General features: G+C 40.8%; 22 protein-coding genes. 18 read left to right on the top strand and 4 right to left on the bottom strand.

Features of this window, described 5'->3' with window-relative positions:
- The first annotated feature begins 264 nt into the window (after positions 1 to 264).
- The 10 genes from thrS (at position 265) to F903_RS15420 (ending at position 7,250) form a co-directional block, all read left to right on the top strand.
- Complete coding sequence (gene thrS / locus F903_RS15465) at positions 265 to 2,187, top strand: threonine--tRNA ligase (protein WP_005198437.1); 1,923 nt, start codon at positions 265 to 267, stop codon at positions 2,185 to 2,187.
- Positions 2,188 to 2,192: 5 nt separating this feature from the next.
- The gene (gene infC, locus F903_RS15460) at positions 2,193 to 2,744 is read left to right on the top strand and encodes a translation initiation factor IF-3 (RefSeq protein ID WP_081398967.1); all 552 of its coding nucleotides are present in this window, start codon (positions 2,193 to 2,195) and stop codon (positions 2,742 to 2,744) included.
- 133 nt (positions 2,745 to 2,877) lie between these two features.
- Entirely contained in the window at positions 2,878 to 3,195 is a 318-nt protein-coding gene (locus tag F903_RS15455; RefSeq protein WP_171063495.1) for a DUF7709 family protein, read from the top strand.
- A gap of 130 nt (positions 3,196 to 3,325) precedes the next feature.
- On the top strand, positions 3,326 to 3,943 hold the full coding sequence (locus F903_RS15450) for a glutathione S-transferase N-terminal domain-containing protein (RefSeq protein ID WP_005198421.1): 618 nt from the start codon (positions 3,326 to 3,328) through the stop codon (positions 3,941 to 3,943).
- A 44-nt stretch (positions 3,944 to 3,987) separates the two neighbouring features.
- On the top strand, positions 3,988 to 4,389 hold the full coding sequence (locus tag F903_RS15445; protein ID WP_005198420.1) for a hypothetical protein: 402 nt from the start codon (positions 3,988 to 3,990) through the stop codon (positions 4,387 to 4,389).
- A gap of 121 nt (positions 4,390 to 4,510) precedes the next feature.
- On the top strand, positions 4,511 to 5,362 hold the full coding sequence (locus F903_RS15440; protein WP_005198419.1) for an arylamine N-acetyltransferase family protein: 852 nt from the start codon (positions 4,511 to 4,513) through the stop codon (positions 5,360 to 5,362).
- Between the two features lie 59 nt (positions 5,363 to 5,421).
- Positions 5,422 to 5,850 (top strand): YqaA family protein, encoded by a 429-nt coding sequence (locus F903_RS15435; RefSeq protein WP_004672524.1) that lies wholly within the window; start codon positions 5,422 to 5,424, stop codon positions 5,848 to 5,850.
- A gap of 198 nt (positions 5,851 to 6,048) precedes the next feature.
- Complete coding sequence (gene rpmI, locus F903_RS15430; protein ID WP_004672526.1) at positions 6,049 to 6,243, top strand: 50S ribosomal protein L35; 195 nt, start codon at positions 6,049 to 6,051, stop codon at positions 6,241 to 6,243.
- 11 nt (positions 6,244 to 6,254) lie between these two features.
- Positions 6,255 to 6,614, top strand: a complete 360-nt coding sequence (rplT, locus tag F903_RS15425; protein ID WP_004664213.1) for a 50S ribosomal protein L20 — start codon at positions 6,255 to 6,257, stop codon at positions 6,612 to 6,614.
- 255 nt (positions 6,615 to 6,869) lie between these two features.
- The gene (locus tag F903_RS15420; RefSeq protein WP_004672528.1) at positions 6,870 to 7,250 is read left to right on the top strand and encodes a hypothetical protein; all 381 of its coding nucleotides are present in this window, start codon (positions 6,870 to 6,872) and stop codon (positions 7,248 to 7,250) included.
- On the opposite strand, the gene F903_RS15415 is transcribed toward F903_RS15420, so the two are convergent.
- A complete protein-coding gene (locus tag F903_RS15415; protein ID WP_005198413.1) occupies positions 7,247 to 8,239 on the bottom strand; it encodes a hypothetical protein in 993 nt (330 codons plus the stop codon). The two genes, F903_RS15420 and F903_RS15415, sit on opposite strands and share 4 nt — an antisense overlap.
- A 156-nt stretch (positions 8,240 to 8,395) precedes the next feature.
- Between F903_RS15415 and pheS the strand changes: the two genes are divergently transcribed.
- The 3 genes from pheS to F903_RS15400 are packed head-to-tail and all read left to right on the top strand — an operon-like array spanning position 8,396 to position 12,083.
- A complete protein-coding gene (pheS, locus tag F903_RS15410) occupies positions 8,396 to 9,376 on the top strand; it encodes a phenylalanine--tRNA ligase subunit alpha (protein WP_004672532.1) in 981 nt (326 codons plus the stop codon).
- A 32-nt stretch (positions 9,377 to 9,408) separates the two neighbouring features.
- Positions 9,409 to 11,790 carry a phenylalanine--tRNA ligase subunit beta gene (gene pheT / locus F903_RS15405; RefSeq protein ID WP_005198410.1) on the top strand — a complete coding sequence of 794 codons (2,382 nt, stop codon included), beginning with the start codon at positions 9,409 to 9,411 and terminating at the stop codon, positions 11,788 to 11,790.
- Positions 11,787 to 12,083, top strand: a complete 297-nt coding sequence (locus F903_RS15400; protein ID WP_000126166.1) for an integration host factor subunit alpha — start codon at positions 11,787 to 11,789, stop codon at positions 12,081 to 12,083. Before pheT ends, F903_RS15400 begins: the two co-directional genes overlap by 4 nt.
- A gap of 102 nt (positions 12,084 to 12,185) precedes the next feature.
- On the opposite strand, the gene F903_RS15395 is transcribed toward F903_RS15400, so the two are convergent.
- The 3 genes from F903_RS15395 to trxA form a co-directional block, all read right to left on the bottom strand.
- On the bottom strand, positions 12,186 to 12,422 hold the full coding sequence (locus tag F903_RS15395; RefSeq protein ID WP_005198401.1) for a hypothetical protein: 237 nt from the start codon (positions 12,420 to 12,422) through the stop codon (positions 12,186 to 12,188).
- A 399-nt stretch (positions 12,423 to 12,821) separates the two neighbouring features.
- On the bottom strand, positions 12,822 to 14,090 hold the full coding sequence (rho, locus tag F903_RS15390) for a transcription termination factor Rho (RefSeq protein ID WP_004672538.1): 1,269 nt from the start codon (positions 14,088 to 14,090) through the stop codon (positions 12,822 to 12,824).
- 321 nt (positions 14,091 to 14,411) lie between these two features.
- Positions 14,412 to 14,738 (bottom strand): thioredoxin, encoded by a 327-nt coding sequence (trxA, locus tag F903_RS15385; protein WP_004672540.1) that lies wholly within the window; start codon positions 14,736 to 14,738, stop codon positions 14,412 to 14,414.
- Positions 14,739 to 15,007: 269 nt separating this feature from the next.
- Here trxA and ppx point away from each other — a divergent pair, with 269 nt between their 5' ends.
- The 5 genes from ppx to F903_RS15360 all read left to right on the top strand — a co-directional run bounded on the left by ppx (position 15,008) and on the right by F903_RS15360 (position 20,183).
- The gene (gene ppx, locus F903_RS15380; RefSeq protein WP_005198398.1) at positions 15,008 to 16,528 is read left to right on the top strand and encodes an exopolyphosphatase; all 1,521 of its coding nucleotides are present in this window, start codon (positions 15,008 to 15,010) and stop codon (positions 16,526 to 16,528) included.
- A 100-nt stretch (positions 16,529 to 16,628) separates the two neighbouring features.
- A complete protein-coding gene (locus tag F903_RS15375) occupies positions 16,629 to 17,453 on the top strand; it encodes an acetyl-CoA carboxylase carboxyltransferase subunit alpha (RefSeq protein WP_004672544.1) in 825 nt (274 codons plus the stop codon).
- Positions 17,390 to 18,775 carry a tRNA lysidine(34) synthetase TilS gene (tilS, locus tag F903_RS15370; RefSeq protein WP_081400738.1) on the top strand — a complete coding sequence of 462 codons (1,386 nt, stop codon included), beginning with the start codon at positions 17,390 to 17,392 and terminating at the stop codon, positions 18,773 to 18,775. Before F903_RS15375 ends, tilS begins: the two co-directional genes overlap by 64 nt.
- A gap of 3 nt (positions 18,776 to 18,778) precedes the next feature.
- Positions 18,779 to 19,618 (top strand): pyrroline-5-carboxylate reductase, encoded by an 840-nt coding sequence (proC, locus tag F903_RS15365; RefSeq protein ID WP_004672549.1) that lies wholly within the window; start codon positions 18,779 to 18,781, stop codon positions 19,616 to 19,618.
- Positions 19,619 to 19,634: 16 nt separating this feature from the next.
- Positions 19,635 to 20,183, top strand: a complete 549-nt coding sequence (locus F903_RS15360) for a YggT family protein (protein ID WP_004672550.1) — start codon at positions 19,635 to 19,637, stop codon at positions 20,181 to 20,183.
- Positions 20,184 to 20,203: the final 20 nt, after the last annotated feature.

Below are 20,203 nucleotides of genomic sequence, written 5' to 3'. Positions count from 1 at the left end.
GTATTGCTCCGTGAATGTTATTGTCATCTTTAACTAGATCAACATAGTGTTTAGTTCAATCTAAATCATTTAGGCTTTAGTCTGAGAGAAAACCTTGAATGATCTTGGGTTTTTATGACACAAAGGTTTCATCCTAGCCTAAACCTGTGTAAAATCTTCGATACTTTTTATCCGCCGTTTTTTATCTTTTGGGGTTTACCTCAATACATAATCTCGCGGTGATATGCTCCTTCGTAGAGGGCATCACTCCTTAAGGATTTTATTATGCCAATCATTACTTTACCAAATGGTGATCAGAAACAATTTGATCAGCCGATATCTGTGATGGAACTTGCTCAAAGTATTGGGCCTGGTCTTGCAAAAAATACCGTTGCGGGACGTATCAATGATCGTTTGGTGGATGCTTCTGATCTCATCACAGAAGATGCAACAGTTCAAATTATTACACCTAAAGATGAAGATGGTTTAGAAATCATTCGTCATTCATGCGCACACCTCGTTGGACATGCGGTTAAGCAATTGTTCCCAGAAGCGAAAATGGTAATTGGCCCTGTTATTGAAGAAGGCTTTTACTACGATATCTGGATGCCACGTCCTTTTACTTTGGATGATATGGCTGCGATTGAAGCGCGCATGAAACAGCTCATCGATCAAGATTACGACGTTATTAAGAAAATGACGCCACGTGATGAAGTGATTGCTGAGTTCACCGCACGTGGCGAAGAATACAAATTACGCTTGATCTCAGACATGCCAAATGAAACACAAATGGGCTTGTACTATCATCAAGATTATTTGGATATGTGCCGCGGTCCGCACGTACCAAACACTAAATTTTTAAAATCATTCAAGCTCACTAAAATATCTGGTGCTTACTGGCGTGGTGATGCGAAAAATGAACAGCTACAACGTATCTATGGTACAGCTTGGGCTGATAAGAAACAGTTAGCTGCATATATTAAACGTATTGAAGAAGCTGAAAAGCGTGACCATCGTAAAATTGGTAAAGCTCTAGACTTGTTCCACATGCAAGAAGAAGCACCGGGTATGGTGTTCTGGCATCCGAACGGCTGGACTATTTACCAAGTGCTTGAACAATACATGCGTAAAGTTCAGCAAGACAACGGTTACCAAGAGATCAAGACACCACAAATTGTTGATTTTAGCTTGTGGGAAAAATCTGGACATGCGGCAAACTATGCTGAAAACATGTTTACGACGCACTCAGAAAGTCGTAACTATGCAGTGAAGCCAATGAACTGCCCATGTCACGTACAGGTCTTTAACCAAGGCTTAAAATCTTACCGTGATTTACCAATTCGTTTGGCTGAGTTTGGTTCTTGTCACCGTAATGAGCCATCGGGTTCTTTACACGGTATTATGCGTGTTCGTGGATTTACGCAAGACGACGCACATATTTTCTGTACCAAAGAGCAAATTGGTAAGGAAGTCGCTGACTTTATTAAACTGACTTTAGATGTTTATAAAGATTTTGGCTTTGAAGAAGTACAAATGAAATTGTCAACACGTCCAGAAAAGCGTGTGGGTGATGATGCACTTTGGGACATCGCTGAGAAATCTTTGGCAGATGCACTGGATGATGCTGGCTTGGCTTGGGACTTGCAACCTGGTGAAGGGGCGTTTTATGGTCCGAAAATTGAATTTTCATTGAAAGATTGCTTAGGTCGTGTATGGCAATGCGGTACAATCCAGTGTGATTTCAACTTGCCGATTCGTTTAGATGCCTCTTATGTCACAGAAGATAACGATCGTGATCAACCTGTTATGTTGCATCGCGCAATTCTTGGCAGTTTCGAGCGTTTTATTGGTATACTAATTGAACACTACGCTGGTTTCATGCCACCTTGGCTTGCACCGACCCAAGCTTGTGTAATGAATATTACCGATTCACAAGCTGAAGCATGCGAACAAGTGGTTGCAAAACTCAAAGAAAATGGTCTTCGTGCCATTTCTGACTTGAGAAATGAAAAAATCGGATTTAAGATTCGTGAGCGTACCCTAGAGCGTATTCCTTATCTTTTGGTTCTTGGTGATCGAGAAGTTGAAGAAGGTACCGTAAATGTGCGTACTCGCTCAGGAAAAAATTTAGGTACTATGTCAATCGATGCATTTGTTGACTTAGTGAAATCTGCCGTCGCCGAACGTGGCCGGTACATTGTGGAGTAATAAAGATTAAACAGCCTGACCGTAACCAACAACAAGGTGCTAAAAGTAACCGTCCTGCCATTAACGATGAGATTCGTGCAAAAGAAGTACGTCTTGTCGCAGCTGATGGTGAACAAAAAGGGGTCGTTTCATTAACTGAAGCGTTGCGTGCTGCTGAAGAAGCGCATCTTGACCTTGTTGAGATTGTTGCTAATGCAGAACCACCTGTTTGTAAAATCATGGATTACAACAAGCACTTGTTTGACCTAAAGCAAAAGCAAAAAGATGCGAAGAAGAAACAGCATCAAGTGCAAGTGAAAGAAATCAAGTTACGTCCTGCAACGGATGTGGGTGATTATCAGATAAAATTGCGTGCAATTTTACGTTTCCTTGAAGAAGGAAATAAAGTGAAAATCACCTTGCGTTTCCGTGGTCGTGAGATGGCACATCAACAGCTTGGTTTGGTTCAGTTGCAAAAAATTGAAGCTGATGTGGCTGATTTTGGTGTTATTGAACAAGCACCAAAAATGGAAGGCCGTCAAATGGGCATGTTATTAGGCCCGAAAAAGAAAAAGTAATTTTTCTTGATAAAAAAGCACCGCAATAAGCGGTGCTTTTTTTTGCAATTTTTTTAAATGCAGTCGCGTGCATCATTAAATATCATGTTAAATTTACTTGAATATTAAACTATTTTTATAGGGGCACATGCGAATGTCTACAATAAATGGTACACATGAATTATCTGAAATAAATCAAAAAGTGGTACAGGATGGAGAGGTTCTGCCGCAAGTCAGATTAAAAGATGGTAGTCAGGTTCAAACAGGGACTGTGGCAACCATGTTGCATAACATTAGTTTATATAATGCGGGTGCGCGTGGTGAGGTCGAGCAGGAATTAGTACTAGCTATTCCAACTTTAGTTAAAGTTGGATTGTTTGACTTATTTACAGTGGAAGAATGGATTAATGGTGAAAATGCAGGACGACGATTTTTAGGTGAAAAAGCCAAAGCATACTTGGCAAGCCAGTAATTTTCCTTTCACCAGCCCATTGAAAAGGTATATTTTATTGTTTTGTTTCGTATTGGAATAATACGAAGCGCTGATTAAATATGCTATAACGCGATAAACAGTCATGATAATGATGAATAGGATAATATAAATGATTGACTTATATTATTGGGGTACACCCAATGGGCATAAAATAACAATTGCTTTAGAAGAAATGGGACTTGCATATCAAATTTTCCCTATCAATATTTTAGAGAATGATCAGTTTCAGCCTGACTTTTTAAGAATCTCTCCGAATAATAAAATTCCTGCGATTGTTGATCAGAATGGACCACGTGGCGAATCGATTTCTGTATTTGAGTCTGGTGCAATTTTGCAATATCTAGGTCGTAAGACTGGATTATTCTACCCAAGTGATGAGCAAGAACGTGTCGAAGTTGAGCAATGGCTGATGTGGCAAATGGGTGGATTCGGGCCAATGCTTGGTCAGAATCATCATTTTAATAAGTTTGCTGCTGAACGTATTCCCTATGCGATTGATCGTTATGTCAATGAAACCAAACGTCTCTATGGGGTGTTGAATAAACAGCTGATTGGACAGAAATTTGTTGCGGGAGAATATTCAATTGCGGATATGGCGATTTTACCTTGGGCATTACGCTATGAGTGGCAAGGTATTCAACTCGAAGATTATCCTTATGTGAAAGATTATATTGAGCGTTTAACCGCTCGTCCCGCGATCCAAAAAGCCTTGTCGATTCAAGTTTAATGCCTGTTATTCAAGTTTCTATCAATAGGTATTGGAGGCACTGGATGATTGCAATGGGATTGCTCTTCATCACAGCAATCCTTTGCGCTCAGCTGCAAAAGCTATATTCAGAGGCTCATTTAGCGATCTTGGTTTTTGCTTTGATTGGTGTTTTAGGGCTTTTATTTTCTACGTTATTTGTTTGGCTACAGGTGGAAACTAGAAACTCATATGGTAGCACTTGGCTTTTCGTGGGCTTTTTAAGCCTGTCGTTATTGTTCAGCACTTATCTTTATCATACGGTATCCATTGACTGGGCGGCAGTTTCAGATGGGGATACTCAACTCACCTTGTACCAAGAAATTGTAACCTCAGATCTCACCTTCTGGATGGCTTTTATTTCCCCATTTCTTTTCTCAATCCTTACTTATGTTTTTCGATCTAAGACAGCTCGGATGAAGAATTAGACATTTCAAAAAGAATGTTCTAATCAGGGTGTGAATGACTCTTTTATAGTTGTGTAATTTTTAAACTAAAATTGGCTTGATCATTATAGGATAGTTTAATCATAAAAAAGTATAGTCAGTCATGAAGCAAATAATTTCAACACGTTATTTAAATAAGCTTGGTTTTGAAGGGGACTTCACACCGACGCAGGATAATCTAAAGACATTATTAAGCTTGCATGTGCAGCACATTCCTTTTGGTAATATTGCTTCTTTTTTAGGAGAAGAAGTTTCATTAGAACCTGATCGACTTGTTCAGAAGTTATTAATTGAAAATCGGGAAGGGTATTGTTTAGAGCATAGTTCTTTAACCAAAATCGCGTTAACTGAATTGGGATATGAAGCCTATAACGTATTAGGTCGAGTTTATTATCAAGGTATCCCAACAACTGTACCAGTCCGGACGCACTTGGTAACACTGGTTCGACTTGATCAACAATTATTTTTATATGATCCAGGGTTTGGTGGCATGACACCGACAACAATTCTATCTTTAGATCGCATCGGAGAAGCACAGTCAACGCCATTAGAGCCTTTCAGATTCGTTGATATTGCAGTGTGTGGAATCGATACTTCACTGCTGACGGATATGAAATATATGTTGCAAGTTTTTCTGCATGTTGAATGGGTCAATGTATATGCCATTAATCCTGAGCAAAAGATTGCCCCAGCCGATGCTGAGATTGCGAATTGGTATATATCAACATCCCCAGAATCCATGTTTACACAGCATTTGATGTTGTTCACTGCCAATTCGGATGCCAGAATGACGTTAAAGGATCGTGTATTAAGAATACATGCTAAACAGAAGTCAGATAAAAAAATTCTATCCACTCTTAATGATTTTGAGGAAACAATAAAAACTGTTTTTCAGATTGAGATGAATCAGGAGAAACTTCAACAGGTGTGGGATAAACTCGCTTTGATTGAATAGTTTAAGATGATATTGTCTGGGCATTGTTTTGATCTTTGTTTGAGTGCTTCTACACACTGATGTCCTATTTTTTATTATTTCTCTCTGCTTTTGGAGCAGCAACGTTACTCCCGTTGCAGTCAGAAGCTGTCTTAATGACGCTGTTGATACAAGGTCTTTCAAATCCCTTTTATTTACTTCTCGTGGCAACCATTGGTAATGTGCTTGGTTCATGTGTGAATTGGTGGTTGGGGTTAAAAATAGAACATTTTAAGGATAAAAAATGGTTTCCAGTTTCTCAACCTCGTTTAGAACAAGCCCAGCAGATTTATCATAAATATGGTTTTTATTCATTACTTTTAAGTTGGGTGCCTGTGATTGGTGATCCCATCACTTTGATTGCAGGCATAATGAAAGAAAGGTTTGGACGGTTTTTATTGATTGTGACGATTGCCAAAGGCGGGCGTTATCTATTTATGTATGCGCTATATATCGGGTTGTTTAGCTGAATTTCTCAGTCCCTAAGGTTATTGAGTGGAATTTTGATGACTTTATCAAATCTGTAAATGCTCTCGAATGTTCAGCTTTGAACCCATAATTTTTGCTTTAGTTTTAAGCAAAAATACTATATGATACTGCCTCCCTTACCTGCAGGTCGTTTTTGCAATGGTGCAAACGTTCCGAACAGGTGTTCAAAAGAGGTTGTTATGCCTAAGATGAAAACTCGCCGTGGTGCAGCTAAACGCTTTAAAGCGACTGCTAACGGTATTAAGCGTAAACAAGCGTTCAAACGCCACATTTTGACCAAAAAATCTGCTAAGCGTATTCGTCAATTGCGCGGCTGTGTAATGGTTCACGTAAGTGACGTTGCTTCAGTTCGTCGTATGTGCCCATACATCTAAGGAGATTATAAATGGCTCGTGTAAAACGTGGTGTAGTGGCGCATCGTCGTCACAAGAAAATTCTTGCTCGCGCTAAAGGTTACTATGGTGCTCGTTCACGCGTTTATCGCGTAGCGTTCCAAGCAGTAATCAAAGCTGGTCAATATGCTTACCGTGACCGTCGTCAGAAGAAACGTCAATTCCGTGCTTTATGGATTGCGCGTATCAATGCTGGTGCTCGTCTTAACGGTTTGTCTTATAGCCGCATGATTGATGGCTTGAAAAAAGCTCAAGTAATCATCGACCGTCGTGTATTAGCTGACATCGCTATGCATGATGCAGTTGCATTTGCTGCTTTAGCTGAAAAAGCTAAAGGTGCATTAGCTGCATAAGCTTAGAGATTCAAAAAAGACCGCTTTTTAGCGGTCTTTTTTATTTCCTTCCTATAATTATTAGTACCGACAAAATTGTGGTAATAAGCAATAAAAACTTGGCAATCTCATATCTCTGAATCAATAAAAATAAACCATATAATATAATTAAGAGTATGGCTAAGACGATGAGTGGTGTGGTTAGTGTCCGCCAACCAGAAATGGTTTCAGATTCTGGTGAAGTGGTATTTTCGATAACTAATGATGGATTAAAACGTGCGTAGACAATATCACTTTAGACAAGTTGGCGAGGATACACATATTTGGGATGTACATCAGCTCGTTGAGCTGACAAAAACGTGTATTGCCAAGAAAGTTCAACTGGTTGATATTCAGGAACTCAACGAAGCCTATTGGTTTCCAGATCAGTATCCGACGACACAGCAAATCATTGAGCATTTTCAATTAGTTCAGGATGCAGATCTCAGTTATCCGATTATCTTGTGTGCTGAGGGGCGAGTCATGGATGGGATGCATCGTGTTGCTAAAGCAAGCTTACTTAAGCAAACTGAGATTCTAGCGGTACGATTTGAGCAAACCCCTGAGCCAGACTTCATCAATATTGACGAAGATGAGCTGGATTACACTGAATATTAAAGCCCAAAATAATAAGCCAAAATACAAATTACAACGGTGATCAGCACCAGTTTAATGACGCTGGAGTGATTGGTCTTGTGTAGATTTCCTGATGCGGTTGGGACATCCATAGTCCGATCATAAGGTTCCATCGGCATGTCAAAATCAATATTTTTATAATGATTGGCAATCTTGCTGATGAGTCTACCAAATACATCGTCGGTTTTTTTAACAAAATTGCGTAAATTAATTTGTTCCTCTGGACTCAGAATTTCACCTTGGGTTGTATAAGGGTGATTGCAGCGCGAATGTAAGAAGTCAATCAAAGCAGACATGCGGTGTAATAAATGGTGTGCGGCATCTGCTTGATGGGTTGTGGGAATAATAGCTAAGACCATTTTATCTAAATGGCTCTGTTCAAGCTCATATCCATAAAAAGGTAGGTCGACTTGTTCTGGGTCTAAGAAATCTTCAGCGCATTGATGATTAAAAATTTCACTTTCAATATACTTTTCTATTTCGTGCCAATCATTGACTTTTAAGTCTAATGTCACTTTTTTAGTTAGTTTCTCATTGAGTGGATAACGCCAAAAGATCTCTTGTCGGAGTTTAACTTGCTGCGCAGAAGGGGCGATAAAGGGATGATCATGAGTGTACCATTCGGCAAGTTCGTGACCGCAAATCCATGCCGTTTTATTTTTGCCTTGATGACTGACAATAAAGTGAGCGTAGGGAAGTAATTCAACGTTTGGATTGGGGTTACTTTCTTCATCGAGAATGGTTGAATTATGTAGGCTTAGTTTATCCACCCCTTGTTGTTTTAATGCCTCTAACCAAACTTGAAAATGTTGTGCCAAAAGCTGTTGATATGCTAAATCACGAAAAACCAAATGATGTTGAGCAAAGTTAGGATGGTTAACCCAATCATTCATATTTAAGTCTTGCTGTAAAAACTCATTGCCATAGGTGACAAGCGTCAATTGTGCTTTCCAGATTTGATCGAGCGCCATTGTTTTTACTCTTGGTTTTTTAGCGGTATTGACGATTTTATCAAATTGTTGCGGTATATGTTTTTTCAATCGGCTTAATCTTCAAAAAACAGATAAAAAGCTGATAAACTATAGCGTTTTATTATATTTCTATAATTTGTTGCTTTGAGAGTTACTATGTCACTGGAAGCCCTGACCACTGAAGCGCTTGCTGCCATTGCAGCGGCTCAAGACCTTGCTGTACTCGATCAAGTACGAGTCCAATTTACAGGGAAGAAAAGCCAGCTTGCAGAACAGTCGAAAGCACTTGGAAAAATGGACCCTGAAGCGCGAAAAGTACAAGGTGCTGCGATCCATGCTGTTCGTGAAGCAATCAATGCTGCTTTGACTGAGCGCCAACAGACCTTACAACAAGCTGAACTTGCAAAAAAATTAGCAAGTGAAACGATTGATATTACTTTACCCGGTCGCGGTCAACGCATGGGGAGTATCCATCCTGTCACTCAAGTTCAAGAGCGTATTTGCCAATTCTTTACCAAAGCGGGTTTCCAAGTCGCACATGGTCCTGAGGTTGAAGACGATTATCATAACTTTGAAGCCCTAAATATTCCGGGACACCATCCAGCACGTGCGATGCACGATACTTTCTATTTTGATGCGACTCATCTACTTCGTACCCATACATCGGGTGTGCAAATCCGTACCATGGAAACAAATCAGCCGCCTATTCGTATTGTGTGTCCGGGTCGTGTTTATCGTTGTGACTCCGACCAGACGCATTCTCCGATGTTCCATCAGATCGAAGGCTTGTATGTCGCGGAAAATACCAGCTTTGCTGAATTAAAAGGTTTATTAATTAACCTGCTGAATGAATTCTTTGAAAAAGACTTAAAAGTACGTTTCCGTCCCTCTTATTTTCCATTCACAGAGCCGAGTGCAGAAGTGGATATCATGGACGAGCGTGGTCGCTGGTTAGAAGTTTTAGGTTGTGGCATGGTACATCCAAATGTACTGCGTGCTGCAGGTATTGATCCTGATAAATACAAAGGCTTTGCTTTTGGTTTAGGGGTAGAGCGTTTTGCAATGTTGCGTTATGGCATCAATGATTTGCGTATGTTCTACCAAAACGACGTGCGTTTCTTACGCCAATTCGCCTAATAGTATTTCAGGATTAACAAAGGTTTATACAAATGAAAATTAGTGAAAATTGGCTGCGCACGTGGGTGAACCCTTCAATTGATAGCGAAGCACTGTCTGATCAACTCACCATGCTTGGTTTGGAGGTCGATGAGTTGGCGCCTGTAGCCAAACCATTTACTGGGGTTGTTGTGGGTGAGGTCGTTACGGTTGAGCAACATCCAGATGCGGATCGCTTACGTGTTACCACAGTAAATATTGGTTCAGATGAGTCATTACAGATCGTTTGCGGTGCGCCAAATGTTTGCGTAGGAATGAAAGCACCTGTAGCAACCATTGGTGCTGTGTTGCCTGGCGATTTTAAAATTAAAAAAGGCAAGCTACGTGGTGTGGAATCACAAGGTATGCTTTGCGGTGCTTCCGAAATTGATTTAGAAGATAAAATTGATGGTTTATTGGCATTACCAGCTGATGCACCTGTCGGGATGAATATCCGTGACTATCTCAAACTCGATGACAATGTAATCGATATTAGCATCACACCAAACCGCGGCGACTGTTTTAGTATCCGTGGTATTGCGCGTGAAATCGCCGTGATTAATCAATTCAAAGTTAATGAACCTACAATTCAAGCCATTGCAGCAAGCATTTTAGATGAAAAATCAGTATCGATTAGCACTGATGGTACACCACGCTATTTGGGTCGTATCATCAAAAATGTAAATGTAAAAGCAGCAACGCCTGGGTGGATGGAACAAGCGCTTACGCGTTCTGGTCTTCGCAGCCATAGTATTTTGGTCGATATCACCAACTATGTCTTACTTGAGTTGGGTCAACCGATGCATGCCTTTGACTTGGCGAAGATTGATGGTTCGATTCAGGTACGCCAAGCTCAGCCAAAAGAACAACTGACCTTGCTTAATGATCAACAAGTTGAACTGCAAGATGACATGATGGTGATTGCTGATGATCAAAAAGTATTGGCGATTGCTGGCATCATGGGTGGTTTAGATTCGTCGGTTACGGATGATACGCAAGATATCTTCCTTGAAAGTGCGTTCTTTGCACCTTTAGCGATTGCTGGCCGTGCACGTCGTTTTGGTTTGCATACCGATTCATCACAGCGCTATGAACGTGGTGTTGACTTTGAGTTGCCAATGATCGCAATGCATCGTGCTTCTGAGTTGATTCAGGCCTTTGCTGGTGGTGAATTTGGTCCAATTACAGTTGCTGAACAAGCTGAATTATTACCAAAACGCGAAACAATTCAGTTAAAACAAAGTCAAGTTGATCAATTGTTAGGATATCAAGTTGCAGGTGATTTTATTGCGGATGCTTTGAGTCGCCTTGGTTGTACTGTTGAGACCTTAGCTGAAGACCAGTGGTCTGTGACTCCGCCTTCGCATCGTTATGATATGGTGATTTATCAAGACCTGATTGAAGAGGTTGCCCGTATTCATGGTTATGACAATATTCAAATCAGTTTGCCGCAAATTGATGTGAAGTTGAAAAAGTACCAAGATGGTTTTGATATTGCACAACTACGTCAAAGTGTTGCAACTTTGGGTTATCAGGAAGCGATTAGCTTTAGTTTTGCTGATGCGAAATTGGAAAAACAACTCAATCCAAATGTACAACCGCTCATGCTTGCGAATCCAATTTCAAGTGATTTGGCGGCAATGCGTAGCACACTGTTATCTAGTTTGATTCCTTGTGTGCAATATAACTTGAATCGTCAACAACATCGTGTTCGTTTCTTTGAGTTGGGTTTGCGTTTTGACTATCAAAATGCGCAAAATATTCATGACCTTAAGCAGATTCCAACATTGGCGTTGATTGCAGTAGGCTCACAGGTACCTGAATCTTGGCATGCTAAGCCGACTGCAATGGATTTCTTTGATTTTAAAGGTGAAATTGAAGAAATTTTGGCGGCTGGACGTGTTAAGGTTGAGTTTGTTCGCACCGAGCGAGCGTGGTTGCATCCAGGGCAGTCTGCTGAAGTTCTGGTCGATGGGCAGTCAATCGGTTATTTAGGGCGTTTACATCCATCTTTGGAAAATGATTTGGATTTGGGTACGACTTGGGTTGCTGAGCTCGATCAGCAAGCAGTTTTGCAATCTTATGTATCTAATTTTACAGAATTATCACGTTTTCCATCAGTTAGACGTGATATTGCGCTTTTAATCTCTGATAAGATTGTGGTGAAAGATATTCAGCGCATGATTGAACAGACTGGGGGAGAGTTACTTGACTCTACATGGTTGTTCGATGTGTATACGGGGCAAGGAGTCGAACAAGGCAAGCGTTCTTTAGCTTTCGCATTGTTATGGCAGCACCCAACTCGTACGCTTGAAGATGCTGAAATCAAATCTGGTATGGATAACATTATTCAAGTGTTGGAAAACACTTATCAAGCGACATTGAGGGCCTCATGACAGCATTAACAAAAGCAGATATGGCGGACCATTTAAGTGAACTCACGAGCTTAAATCGCCGTGAAGCAAAACAAATGGTCGAATTGTTTTTTGACGAAATTAGCCAAGCATTGATTGCGGGCGAACAAGTCAAACTCTCTGGGTTCGGGAATTTCGAGTTACGTGATAAGCGTGAGCGCCCTGGCCGTAATCCAAAGACGGGTGAAGAAATTCCGATTTCTGCTCGTCGAGTTGTGACCTTTAGAGCGGGTCAGAAATTTAGACAACGTGTTGGAAATGAGCAGATCGATTGATCTGCTTTTTTAAGTCTGAAACAATTTTAACTGACTTAAATAGATCTTCAGGCATAAAAAAAGAGAACCTTTGGGTTCTCTTTTTTTTAATCTAAAGCTAGATTATTGAGCAGCAACTTCAGATGCAGCAACTTCAACTTCAGATGCAGCAGCAGCAACTTCAGATGCAGCAGCAGCAACTTCTTCAGAAGCTTCAACAGTCGCTTCAGAAGCAGCAGCTACAGCTTCAGAAGCAGCAGCAGTTGCGTCAGTAGCAGCAGCGTCTTCTTTCTTAGAGCAACCAACAAAAGCTAAAGTAGTTGCAACAGCAGCAATAACAGCGAATTTTTTGAATAACATGGCATCACTCTCATAAAATTGTGAGATTAAAAAAAACCTGAGTTAGTCTGTTTGTGCTTTTATTATTCCTAAATATTTTAGGAAACAACGCAGGGAGCAGCCTAACTAGTCAGATGCTATCCTATCAAAGCAAATCATGAATTACTACTATCCTGTCTGGCAAAACGACAAAAATAGACAAAAAACGGTCATTTTTTGATAGGAAATAACTATGGAAGATTGTTTCTGAATCGGTATTCTAGAGAAAAATAGCAAAGCTTTTATATATATAAATATATAAATCAGACAGATAGTGATTTGCTATCAAGGAATAATCTAATTGTAACTGTTGTGTAAGCATGTCAACCAAATCACAACAGCCACCATAAGGGTGGCTGTTGTGATCATTGGATGATCGACCTAGTTTGCGGCTTTACGCTTCATTTGGTCAAAGAAATCATCATTGGTCTTGGTTTCTTTCATGCGATCAAGTAAGAACTCCATCGCTGCAAGTTCGTCCATTGGGTGAAGTAGTTTACGTAAAATCCAAACTTTACGAAGGTTATCCTCTCCCATTAAGCGTTCTTCACGGCGCGTGCCAGACTTCTTAATGTTCATGGCAGGGAAGACACGTTTTTCCGCGATACGACGATCGAGCGTAATCTCTTGGTTACCTGTACCTTTAAACTCTTCATAGATGACATCATCCATTTTACTGCCTGTTTCGATCAATGCAGTCGAGATAATGGTCAGTGAACCACCCTCTTCGATATTACGTGCAGCACCAAAGAAGCGTTTTGGGCGTTCGAGCGCATGCGCATCCAAACCACCTGTAAGTACTTTGCCTGATGATGGAACAACCGTGTTATAGGCGCGGGCTAAACGAGTAATAGAGTCAAGCAGAATCACAACATCCTTTTTATGCTCGACTAGACGTTTCGCTTTCTCAATGACCATCTCCGCAACTTGGACATGTCGAGCAGGGGCTTCATCAAAAGTTGATGCCACGACTTCGCCACGAACTGTACGTTCCATCTCGGTCACTTCTTCTGGACGTTCATCAATGAGTAAAACGATCAAGAAGACTTCTGGGTTGTTACGAACGATGGATTGAGCAATGTTTTGTAAAAGCATTGTTTTACCCGCTTTTGGCGGTGCAACAATAATTGAACGCTGACCTTTACCAATCGGTGCCACAAGGTCGACAACACGAGAGGTTAGATCCTCTGTTGTGCCATTACCAAGCTCCATCACCATTTGTTCGGTTGGGAACAATGGAGTTAAGTTTTCAAATAAAATCTTGTTACGTGAGTTTTCTGGTGTGTCATAGTTAATTTGATTCACTTTTAATAAAGCAAAATAACGTTCACCTTCTTTTGGTGGGCGAATCGTACCTGTAATGGTATCACCCGTACGTAAATTAAAACGGCGAATTTGTGATGGGCTGACATAAATGTCATCTGGTCCAGCTAAATATGAACCAGCAGCGGAGCGTAAAAAACCAAAGCCATCAGAAAGGATTTCTAAAACGCCATCACCAAAGATTTCTTCGCCATTCATTGCATGGCGTTTTAAAATGGCAAAAATAATATCTTGTTTACGGTTACGTGCCATGCCTTCAAGGCCCATAAACTCCGCAATTTTAATGAGTTCGCCAATGGGTTTTTTCTTGAGTTCAGTTAAGTTCATAAGTGGTCAGACAGAATGGAATAAGTGGAGGATTGTGTTGGGAAAGAAAAAATCGACCGCATATATACTGATGTAATTGTATTAAACAATTACGATCCAGTAGTCTGGTTCATTGTTTCAGAGAGAAATGTGAAAACAATTGTTATTGCCGAGCGGCGATCTTATGTTTTGTATCGTGTAAGAAGCGCGATGAAGTAGATTCCATTCAAAGCTTCTTGATCGAGAAATATAGACGAAATCAACTGCTTTGTCAATTTTTACGGAGGAATACGCTAATCAATGAATAGCGTATTTCCGCAGATTGACAGTTATACAACTTAATTAGATGTTTTGGTCAATAAATGCTGCAAGTTTAGAACGGGGTGCTGCACCGACTTGTTGATCAACAACTTCACCATTTTTAAACATCAATAATGCTGGAATGTTACGGATGTTGTATTTTACTGCTGTTTCTTCGCATGCAGTAACGTCAACTTTAACGATTTTAACTTTTCCTGCATATTCGTTTGACAAGTCTTCGAGGACTGGTGCAATGGCTTTACAAGGCGCACACCAGCCAGCCCAGAAATCAACAAGTACGGGAGTTTCAGCATCTAATACATCTGCTTGGAAGTTTTCATCAGTTGTATTAACAATAGTCGCAGACATGGGGTTGCTCCAAATTTAAGAAATAAAGTATCAATTCAGTATCAGAAAGAATATTACATTGCTACTTTATTCAATGTAAGGGTTTGTTCTGATTATTCAAGTTAGAAAGTGAAAAGTCTAATGGTTGCTCACGATGCTGTTCATCGACTTAAACAATCATTTATAAGCTATAAGCGAAAATACACGCGTTTTATTGTTTAAAATGACTTTAAAATTGTAAGCATGTGAATTACTCTAATGCGTGAATTGAGCATGGGTTTATACGAATAATGTCTGATTTTCTGATTGATGAAGAATTACTTGCTGCAATAGATATGGGGTCGAACAGTTTCCATCTTGCAATTGCTCGTGTTGATCACGGTGAAGTGAAAAAAGTTGCTTCAATGTCAGAAAAAGTACAATTAGCTGCTGGGCTAGATGAAAATAAAAATTTAACAGAAGCTGCTCAACAACGTGGTTTAGCTTGTTTAGCGCGTTTTGTTGGGCGTTTGAGCTCGGTGCAGCCAAATCGCCTGAGAATCGTTGCGACCAATGCATTAAGACAAGCCAAGAATGGTCACGAGTTTATCCAAAAAGCCGCTGAAATTTTGCCTAAACCTATTGAAATTATTGCAGGTCGTGAAGAAGCGCGCCTCATTTATCTCGGTGTTTCGCATACCATGGCCAATGGCGGACGTCGTTTAGTTGTTGATATTGGCGGTGGTTCAACAGAATTTATTATTGGTGAAGAGTTCGAGCCTATTTATACCGAGTCTTTGCAGATGGGCTGTGTGGCATATAGTAAGGCTTTTTTTGCTGAAGGTGAGATTTCAACCAAGGCCTTTGATAAGGCTGTTGTTGCTGCACGTAAAGAAATGTCAGGTATTGCCAATACCTATAAAATGGAAGGCTGGGATACCGTGGTGGGTTCGAGCGGAACCATTAAAGCCTGTCGTCAAATTTTAGTGAATCTTGGCTTGAGTGACGAACAGGAAAACCTGACTCGTGATGGTCTATATAAGCTCAAAGATCGTTTGTTGAAATTTAAGCATACTTCAGAAATTGATTTCGAAGGCTTACGTGAAGATCGTCGAGCAGTTTTGCCAGCTGGACTTGCGATTTTGTATGCGATTTTTGATGTATTAAACATTGATAAGCTTGCTTATTCGGATGGTGCATTACGTGAAGGTGTAATGTACGACTTGTTGGGTCGATTCAAACATGAAGATATTCGCGATCGCAGTGTTCAAGCATTGATGGGTCGTTACAATGCCGATCCAAAACAGGCAGAGCGTGTGGTCAATACCGCCCAGCACTTGTTTAATGGTGTAGCTGACGCACTAGATTTAACTACTGAAGACAGTGACTTACTGCGTCGTGCGGCTTATTTACATGAAATTGGATTGGCCATTAGTCATGGTGGTTATCACCGTCATGGTGCCTATTTATTACAACATTCAGATATTCCTGGTTTTTCACAAATTGATCAAAATCATCTTTCGCATCTGATTTCTCATCATCGTCGTAAGTTACGTGCAGATGCTAAAAACGATGTATTAAAAGTTGGTGGTCATCATTTAGTTTATCTTTGCATGATTCTTCGTCTTGCAGTTTTACTAAATCATAGTCGTAGTGATCAGATGCTTCCTGCCATTGAACTCAGTGTGGTAAATGATCAACAATGGCAACTGAGTGTTTCTGGCGATGCGAAGCAATGGCCTTTACTGGTTGCAGATTTGCATGATGAGCAAGTGCAATTTAAGCATTGGAATATTGGTTTGCATATCGTGTCAGATAAATTTGTTGATTAACCTAGGAGCTGTTGATCTTTCAGCTTGAAACGCAATGTGCGTATAACTTATAGAAAGTGTCAACAGACCTTGCATCCTTGTTAGGGATTATTTACGACTTATGAAAAATAAAGCGACTCAGTCCAAGGCTTGGACTACGGTTCAAATTGCACGTCATCCTGAACGTCCGCAATTCCTCGATTACGTGAGTGAAATTTTCACTGAATTTGATGCACTTCACGGCGATCGTTTATATGGTGATGACGGTGCGATGATTGGTGGTTTAGCACGTTTTGATGGACAGCCTGTGATGGTGGTGGGTCAACATCGTGGACGTGGTACCCGTGAGAAACTGCAACATAACTTCGGGATGTGTAACCCCGAAGGTTATCGAAAGTCTCAACGTTTACTTGATATGGCTGAACGTTTCAATTTACCTGTTTTTACTTTTGTCGATACCATGGGTGCTTATCCCGGTGTAGGTGCTGAAGAACGTGGTCAGGCAGAAGCAATTGCAACGAGTTTGGCACAACTTTCGAGTTTGAAAGTACCTGTGATCGCAACCGTACTTGGTGAAGGTGGTTCAGGTGGTGCTTTGGGTATTGGTGTGGCTGATCGTGTTATCATGCTTTCACACAGTATTTACTCGGTGATTTCACCTGAAGGCTGTGCTTCTATTTTATGGAAAACAGCAGATAAAGCAGCGCAAGCGAGTGAAGCACTTGCATTGACTGCGGATAAGTTAAAAGCGATTGGTATTGTTGAATATGTCGTGGATGAAGGCGAGGGTGCACATTTGCAACCTGAAAAAGTCATGCATGACCTAAAAGATGTGTTAAAACAAGCCTTGGAAGAATTGCAACCGATGGATGCACAAGCACGATGCGAAGCACGTTATCAACGTTTAATGAAGTTTGGCAGCAGCAATTTAGGCATCGCGTCTTAGCGCAAGCACAGCATTTTTCAGAGCAAACTCAATTCTTAATTGGATGTAGCTGCGGCATGGATTCCATGCTGTTGCTGTCTCTAATGTCTGAACTTTTTCCCGATAAAATTCGTGCCATTTATGTTGATCATCAATTACAACAGCCTAGTGTGCTATGGGGGGAGTTGGTGCAACAACAGGCAAAGATACTTAATATTCCCTGTATCATTCAGAAAGTACAAGTTGAAACCGGCAATTTAGAACAACAAGCTCGCCAAGCCCGTTATCAAGCCTATCGACAACATTTACAAGCCAATGAAATTTTAGTTTTAGCGCATCATCAACAAGATCAAGCCGAGACGGTTTTGTTGCGTTTATTCTCAGGTGCAGGTGTCAATGGGTTGGCGGCGATGCAACAAATCGACGTACGTAAAGAGCTGACCATTTGGCGGCCATTTTTAGATCTGAGTCGAGCACAGATTGAACAATGGTCACAACACATCGGTCTTGAGTATGTGACCGATCCAAGCAATCACGATATTCATTATGATCGGGCATGGTGTCGAGAGGTGCTGTGGGATGTGTTGCAACATCGCTTTCCAAAAATGCAGGCGGCGGTCGCACGTAGTAGCTATTTAATGCAGGATGCGGCTGAGATTTTAGATGAAGTGCTGCAAAATGATTGGCAGCAATGCGCAACATTTGATGAACTCAATTTAACTAAACTCAAAGAATTATCTCATGCACGTCAGCGTCAATTGCTCTCCTCATGGATGAAAGGCAATGCACAATACCGACCAAGTTACGACATGGTTCAGCGTTTACAACAAGAAGTGATTGCAGCCAAACCAGATGCGCAAGCGACCTTACATGTGCATCCGTATTATTATGTGCGTTATCAAAAAACGTTGTACCGTTTAAGCCATGACATCCTATATGCAGAAAAATTATCGACACTTGCTGATGTTATTTCACAGCGCTATTTGTTAGGACAGCATATTCAGGTGGCAGCAGGGCAGTTTAAAATTGAATCTCAAAGTCTAGGTCTTTCTCCTCAACTATTCGATAGAGAGTTGCAGTTGTTGAAACGACAAGGTGGTGAAAAAATCCATCTCTATGGGCGAGTTGGGCATTGGCCACTCAAAAAAGCCATTCAAGATGCGCAGATTTTGCCTTGGTTACGTCATACAATTCAAATATTAGTCGTGGATAATGTTATGCTTGGGGTTTTTAGCCCAAAAGGTTTTTGGTTGGCGCAATCTGAGTATCTGGTGCAGGGCGGTTGGCAACCAAGTTTAATTTCTGACTGTATTTTTCATCAGTCTTTATTACATGACGAGTAGGACATGGCGACATCATTGAATCAAAATATCTGTTTTATTGGCGGCGGTAATATGGCGCAAGCCTTGATCGGTGGGTTACTTTCTCGTGGCTTACCAACCACACGCATTACAGTGTCTGACCCAGTAGAGCAGATTCGTCAAATATTAGAAGAAAAAGAGATTCAAACCACGACAGATAATGTTGCAGCGATCAAAGATGCTGATGTTGTTGTATTGGCGGTAAAACCACAGGTCTTAGCAACGGTTTTACAACCATTAAAAGGGTTGTTGTCAGATAAACTCGTGATTTCAATTATTGCGGGCGCTGAGATTCAAACCCTTTCAGATTTAATCGGCGGTAGCGAACGTATTGTACGTGTGATGCCGAATACGCCTGCATTGGTTCAAACGGGCGCACATGGTATTTATGCACCTGCGGCTGTAGGTACTAAAGATCGTGAATTAACCAGTCAAATTTTAGCGGCGACTGGTTTAACCATTTGGGTTGATAATGAAGCGCAAATTGATGCGGTAACTGCGGTATCTGGTTCAGGCCCTGCCTACTTTTTCTATTTAATGGAAAGTATGATTCGCGCGGGTAAAAACTTGGGCTTAGATGAAAAAGTTGCTACTGCATTAACCTTGCAGACTGCGCTGGGCGCGGCGCAAATGGCGATTACCAGTTCAAATTCTCCAGCAGAATTACGTAAAAATGTGACTTCACCAAATGGCACAACTCAAGCAGCCTTAGAGGTGTTTGATCGTGCACAGATTTCACAAAATATTCAAGCAGCGCTTGCAGCAGCTCAGAAACGCAGCCAAGAGCTTGCGCAAGAGTTGAGTGACAAGACTAAATCAGTTTAAGTAGGATAAGACAATTATGGGTGCAAGTTCTGCGCTAATTTTTGGTGTTTTGATCAATGTTGCAATTTTATTGATCTTTTTCCGTTTTTTAATGCAATTGGCGGCAGTCACTCCCTACAATCCCGTGGTGCTTTCAACAACGAAAGCGACCAAGATTGTAGATGTTTTCAGCCGTATTTTCCCAACGGTGAGCAAAGGACGGGTTAATTTAGCCGCATTGGTTCTGGTTATTTTGCTTTACTTCCTGAAAATGTGGGGAGAAAAGCATTTAGCTGGCGTTGGTACGGGGAGCACCTTATATTTTATTGTTTCTACAGTAAAAGAAATGCTATTGTCTTTGGTGACGCTCCTTAAATATATGATTTTTGCTTTTATTATTTGTAGCTGGATCATGATGCTTTCGCAATTCCGATCGCCTTATATGGAGGTGATTCAGGAATTGGTCGAGCCGATTTTGGCACCTTTCCGTAAAGTGATGCCAAGTATGGGGATGATTGATTTATCACCGATTCTTGCATTTTTAGTGTTATTTGTGGCTGAAACAATGCTTAGAGCAATTGTCTAGCTTTGATTAAAAAAAAAGAG

This window comes from Acinetobacter sp. NIPH 298, from assembly GCF_000369505.1.
Lineage (GTDB): Bacteria > Pseudomonadota > Gammaproteobacteria > Pseudomonadales > Moraxellaceae > Acinetobacter.
This window is presented reverse-complemented; position numbering and strand designations above follow the sequence as displayed.

Excerpts from the sequence above, each read along its gene's own strand:
- F903_RS15440 (WP_005198419.1), top strand. The coding sequence starts at position 4,511 with ATGAAGCAAATAATTTCAACACGTTATTTAAATAAGCTTGGTTTTGAA.
- rpmI (WP_004672526.1), top strand. The coding sequence starts at position 6,049 with ATGCCTAAGATGAAAACTCGCCGTGGTGCAGCTAAACGCTTTAAAGCG.
- pheS (WP_004672532.1), top strand. The coding sequence starts at position 8,396 with ATGTCACTGGAAGCCCTGACCACTGAAGCGCTTGCTGCCATTGCAGCG.
- F903_RS15395 (WP_005198401.1), bottom strand. The coding sequence starts at position 12,422 with ATGTTATTCAAAAAATTCGCTGTTATTGCTGCTGTTGCAACTACTTTA.
- F903_RS15450 (WP_005198421.1), top strand. The coding sequence starts at position 3,326 with ATGATTGACTTATATTATTGGGGTACACCCAATGGGCATAAAATAACA.
- tilS (WP_081400738.1), top strand. The coding sequence starts at position 17,390 with ATGCGAAGCACGTTATCAACGTTTAATGAAGTTTGGCAGCAGCAATTT.
- trxA (WP_004672540.1), bottom strand. The coding sequence starts at position 14,738 with ATGTCTGCGACTATTGTTAATACAACTGATGAAAACTTCCAAGCAGAT.
- F903_RS15360 (WP_004672550.1), top strand. The coding sequence starts at position 19,635 with ATGGGTGCAAGTTCTGCGCTAATTTTTGGTGTTTTGATCAATGTTGCA.
- pheT (WP_005198410.1), top strand. The coding sequence starts at position 9,409 with ATGAAAATTAGTGAAAATTGGCTGCGCACGTGGGTGAACCCTTCAATT.
- F903_RS15435 (WP_004672524.1), top strand. The coding sequence starts at position 5,422 with ATGTCCTATTTTTTATTATTTCTCTCTGCTTTTGGAGCAGCAACGTTA.
- F903_RS15455 (WP_171063495.1), top strand. The coding sequence starts at position 2,878 with ATGTCTACAATAAATGGTACACATGAATTATCTGAAATAAATCAAAAA.
- F903_RS15375 (WP_004672544.1), top strand. The coding sequence starts at position 16,629 with ATGAAAAATAAAGCGACTCAGTCCAAGGCTTGGACTACGGTTCAAATT.
- rplT (WP_004664213.1), top strand. The coding sequence starts at position 6,255 with ATGGCTCGTGTAAAACGTGGTGTAGTGGCGCATCGTCGTCACAAGAAA.
- F903_RS15415 (WP_005198413.1), bottom strand. The coding sequence starts at position 8,239 with ATGGCGCTCGATCAAATCTGGAAAGCACAATTGACGCTTGTCACCTAT.
- proC (WP_004672549.1), top strand. The coding sequence starts at position 18,779 with ATGGCGACATCATTGAATCAAAATATCTGTTTTATTGGCGGCGGTAAT.
- F903_RS15400 (WP_000126166.1), top strand. The coding sequence starts at position 11,787 with ATGACAGCATTAACAAAAGCAGATATGGCGGACCATTTAAGTGAACTC.
- ppx (WP_005198398.1), top strand. The coding sequence starts at position 15,008 with ATGTCTGATTTTCTGATTGATGAAGAATTACTTGCTGCAATAGATATG.
- thrS (WP_005198437.1), top strand. The coding sequence starts at position 265 with ATGCCAATCATTACTTTACCAAATGGTGATCAGAAACAATTTGATCAG.
- rho (WP_004672538.1), bottom strand. The coding sequence starts at position 14,090 with ATGAACTTAACTGAACTCAAGAAAAAACCCATTGGCGAACTCATTAAA.
- F903_RS15445 (WP_005198420.1), top strand. The coding sequence starts at position 3,988 with ATGATTGCAATGGGATTGCTCTTCATCACAGCAATCCTTTGCGCTCAG.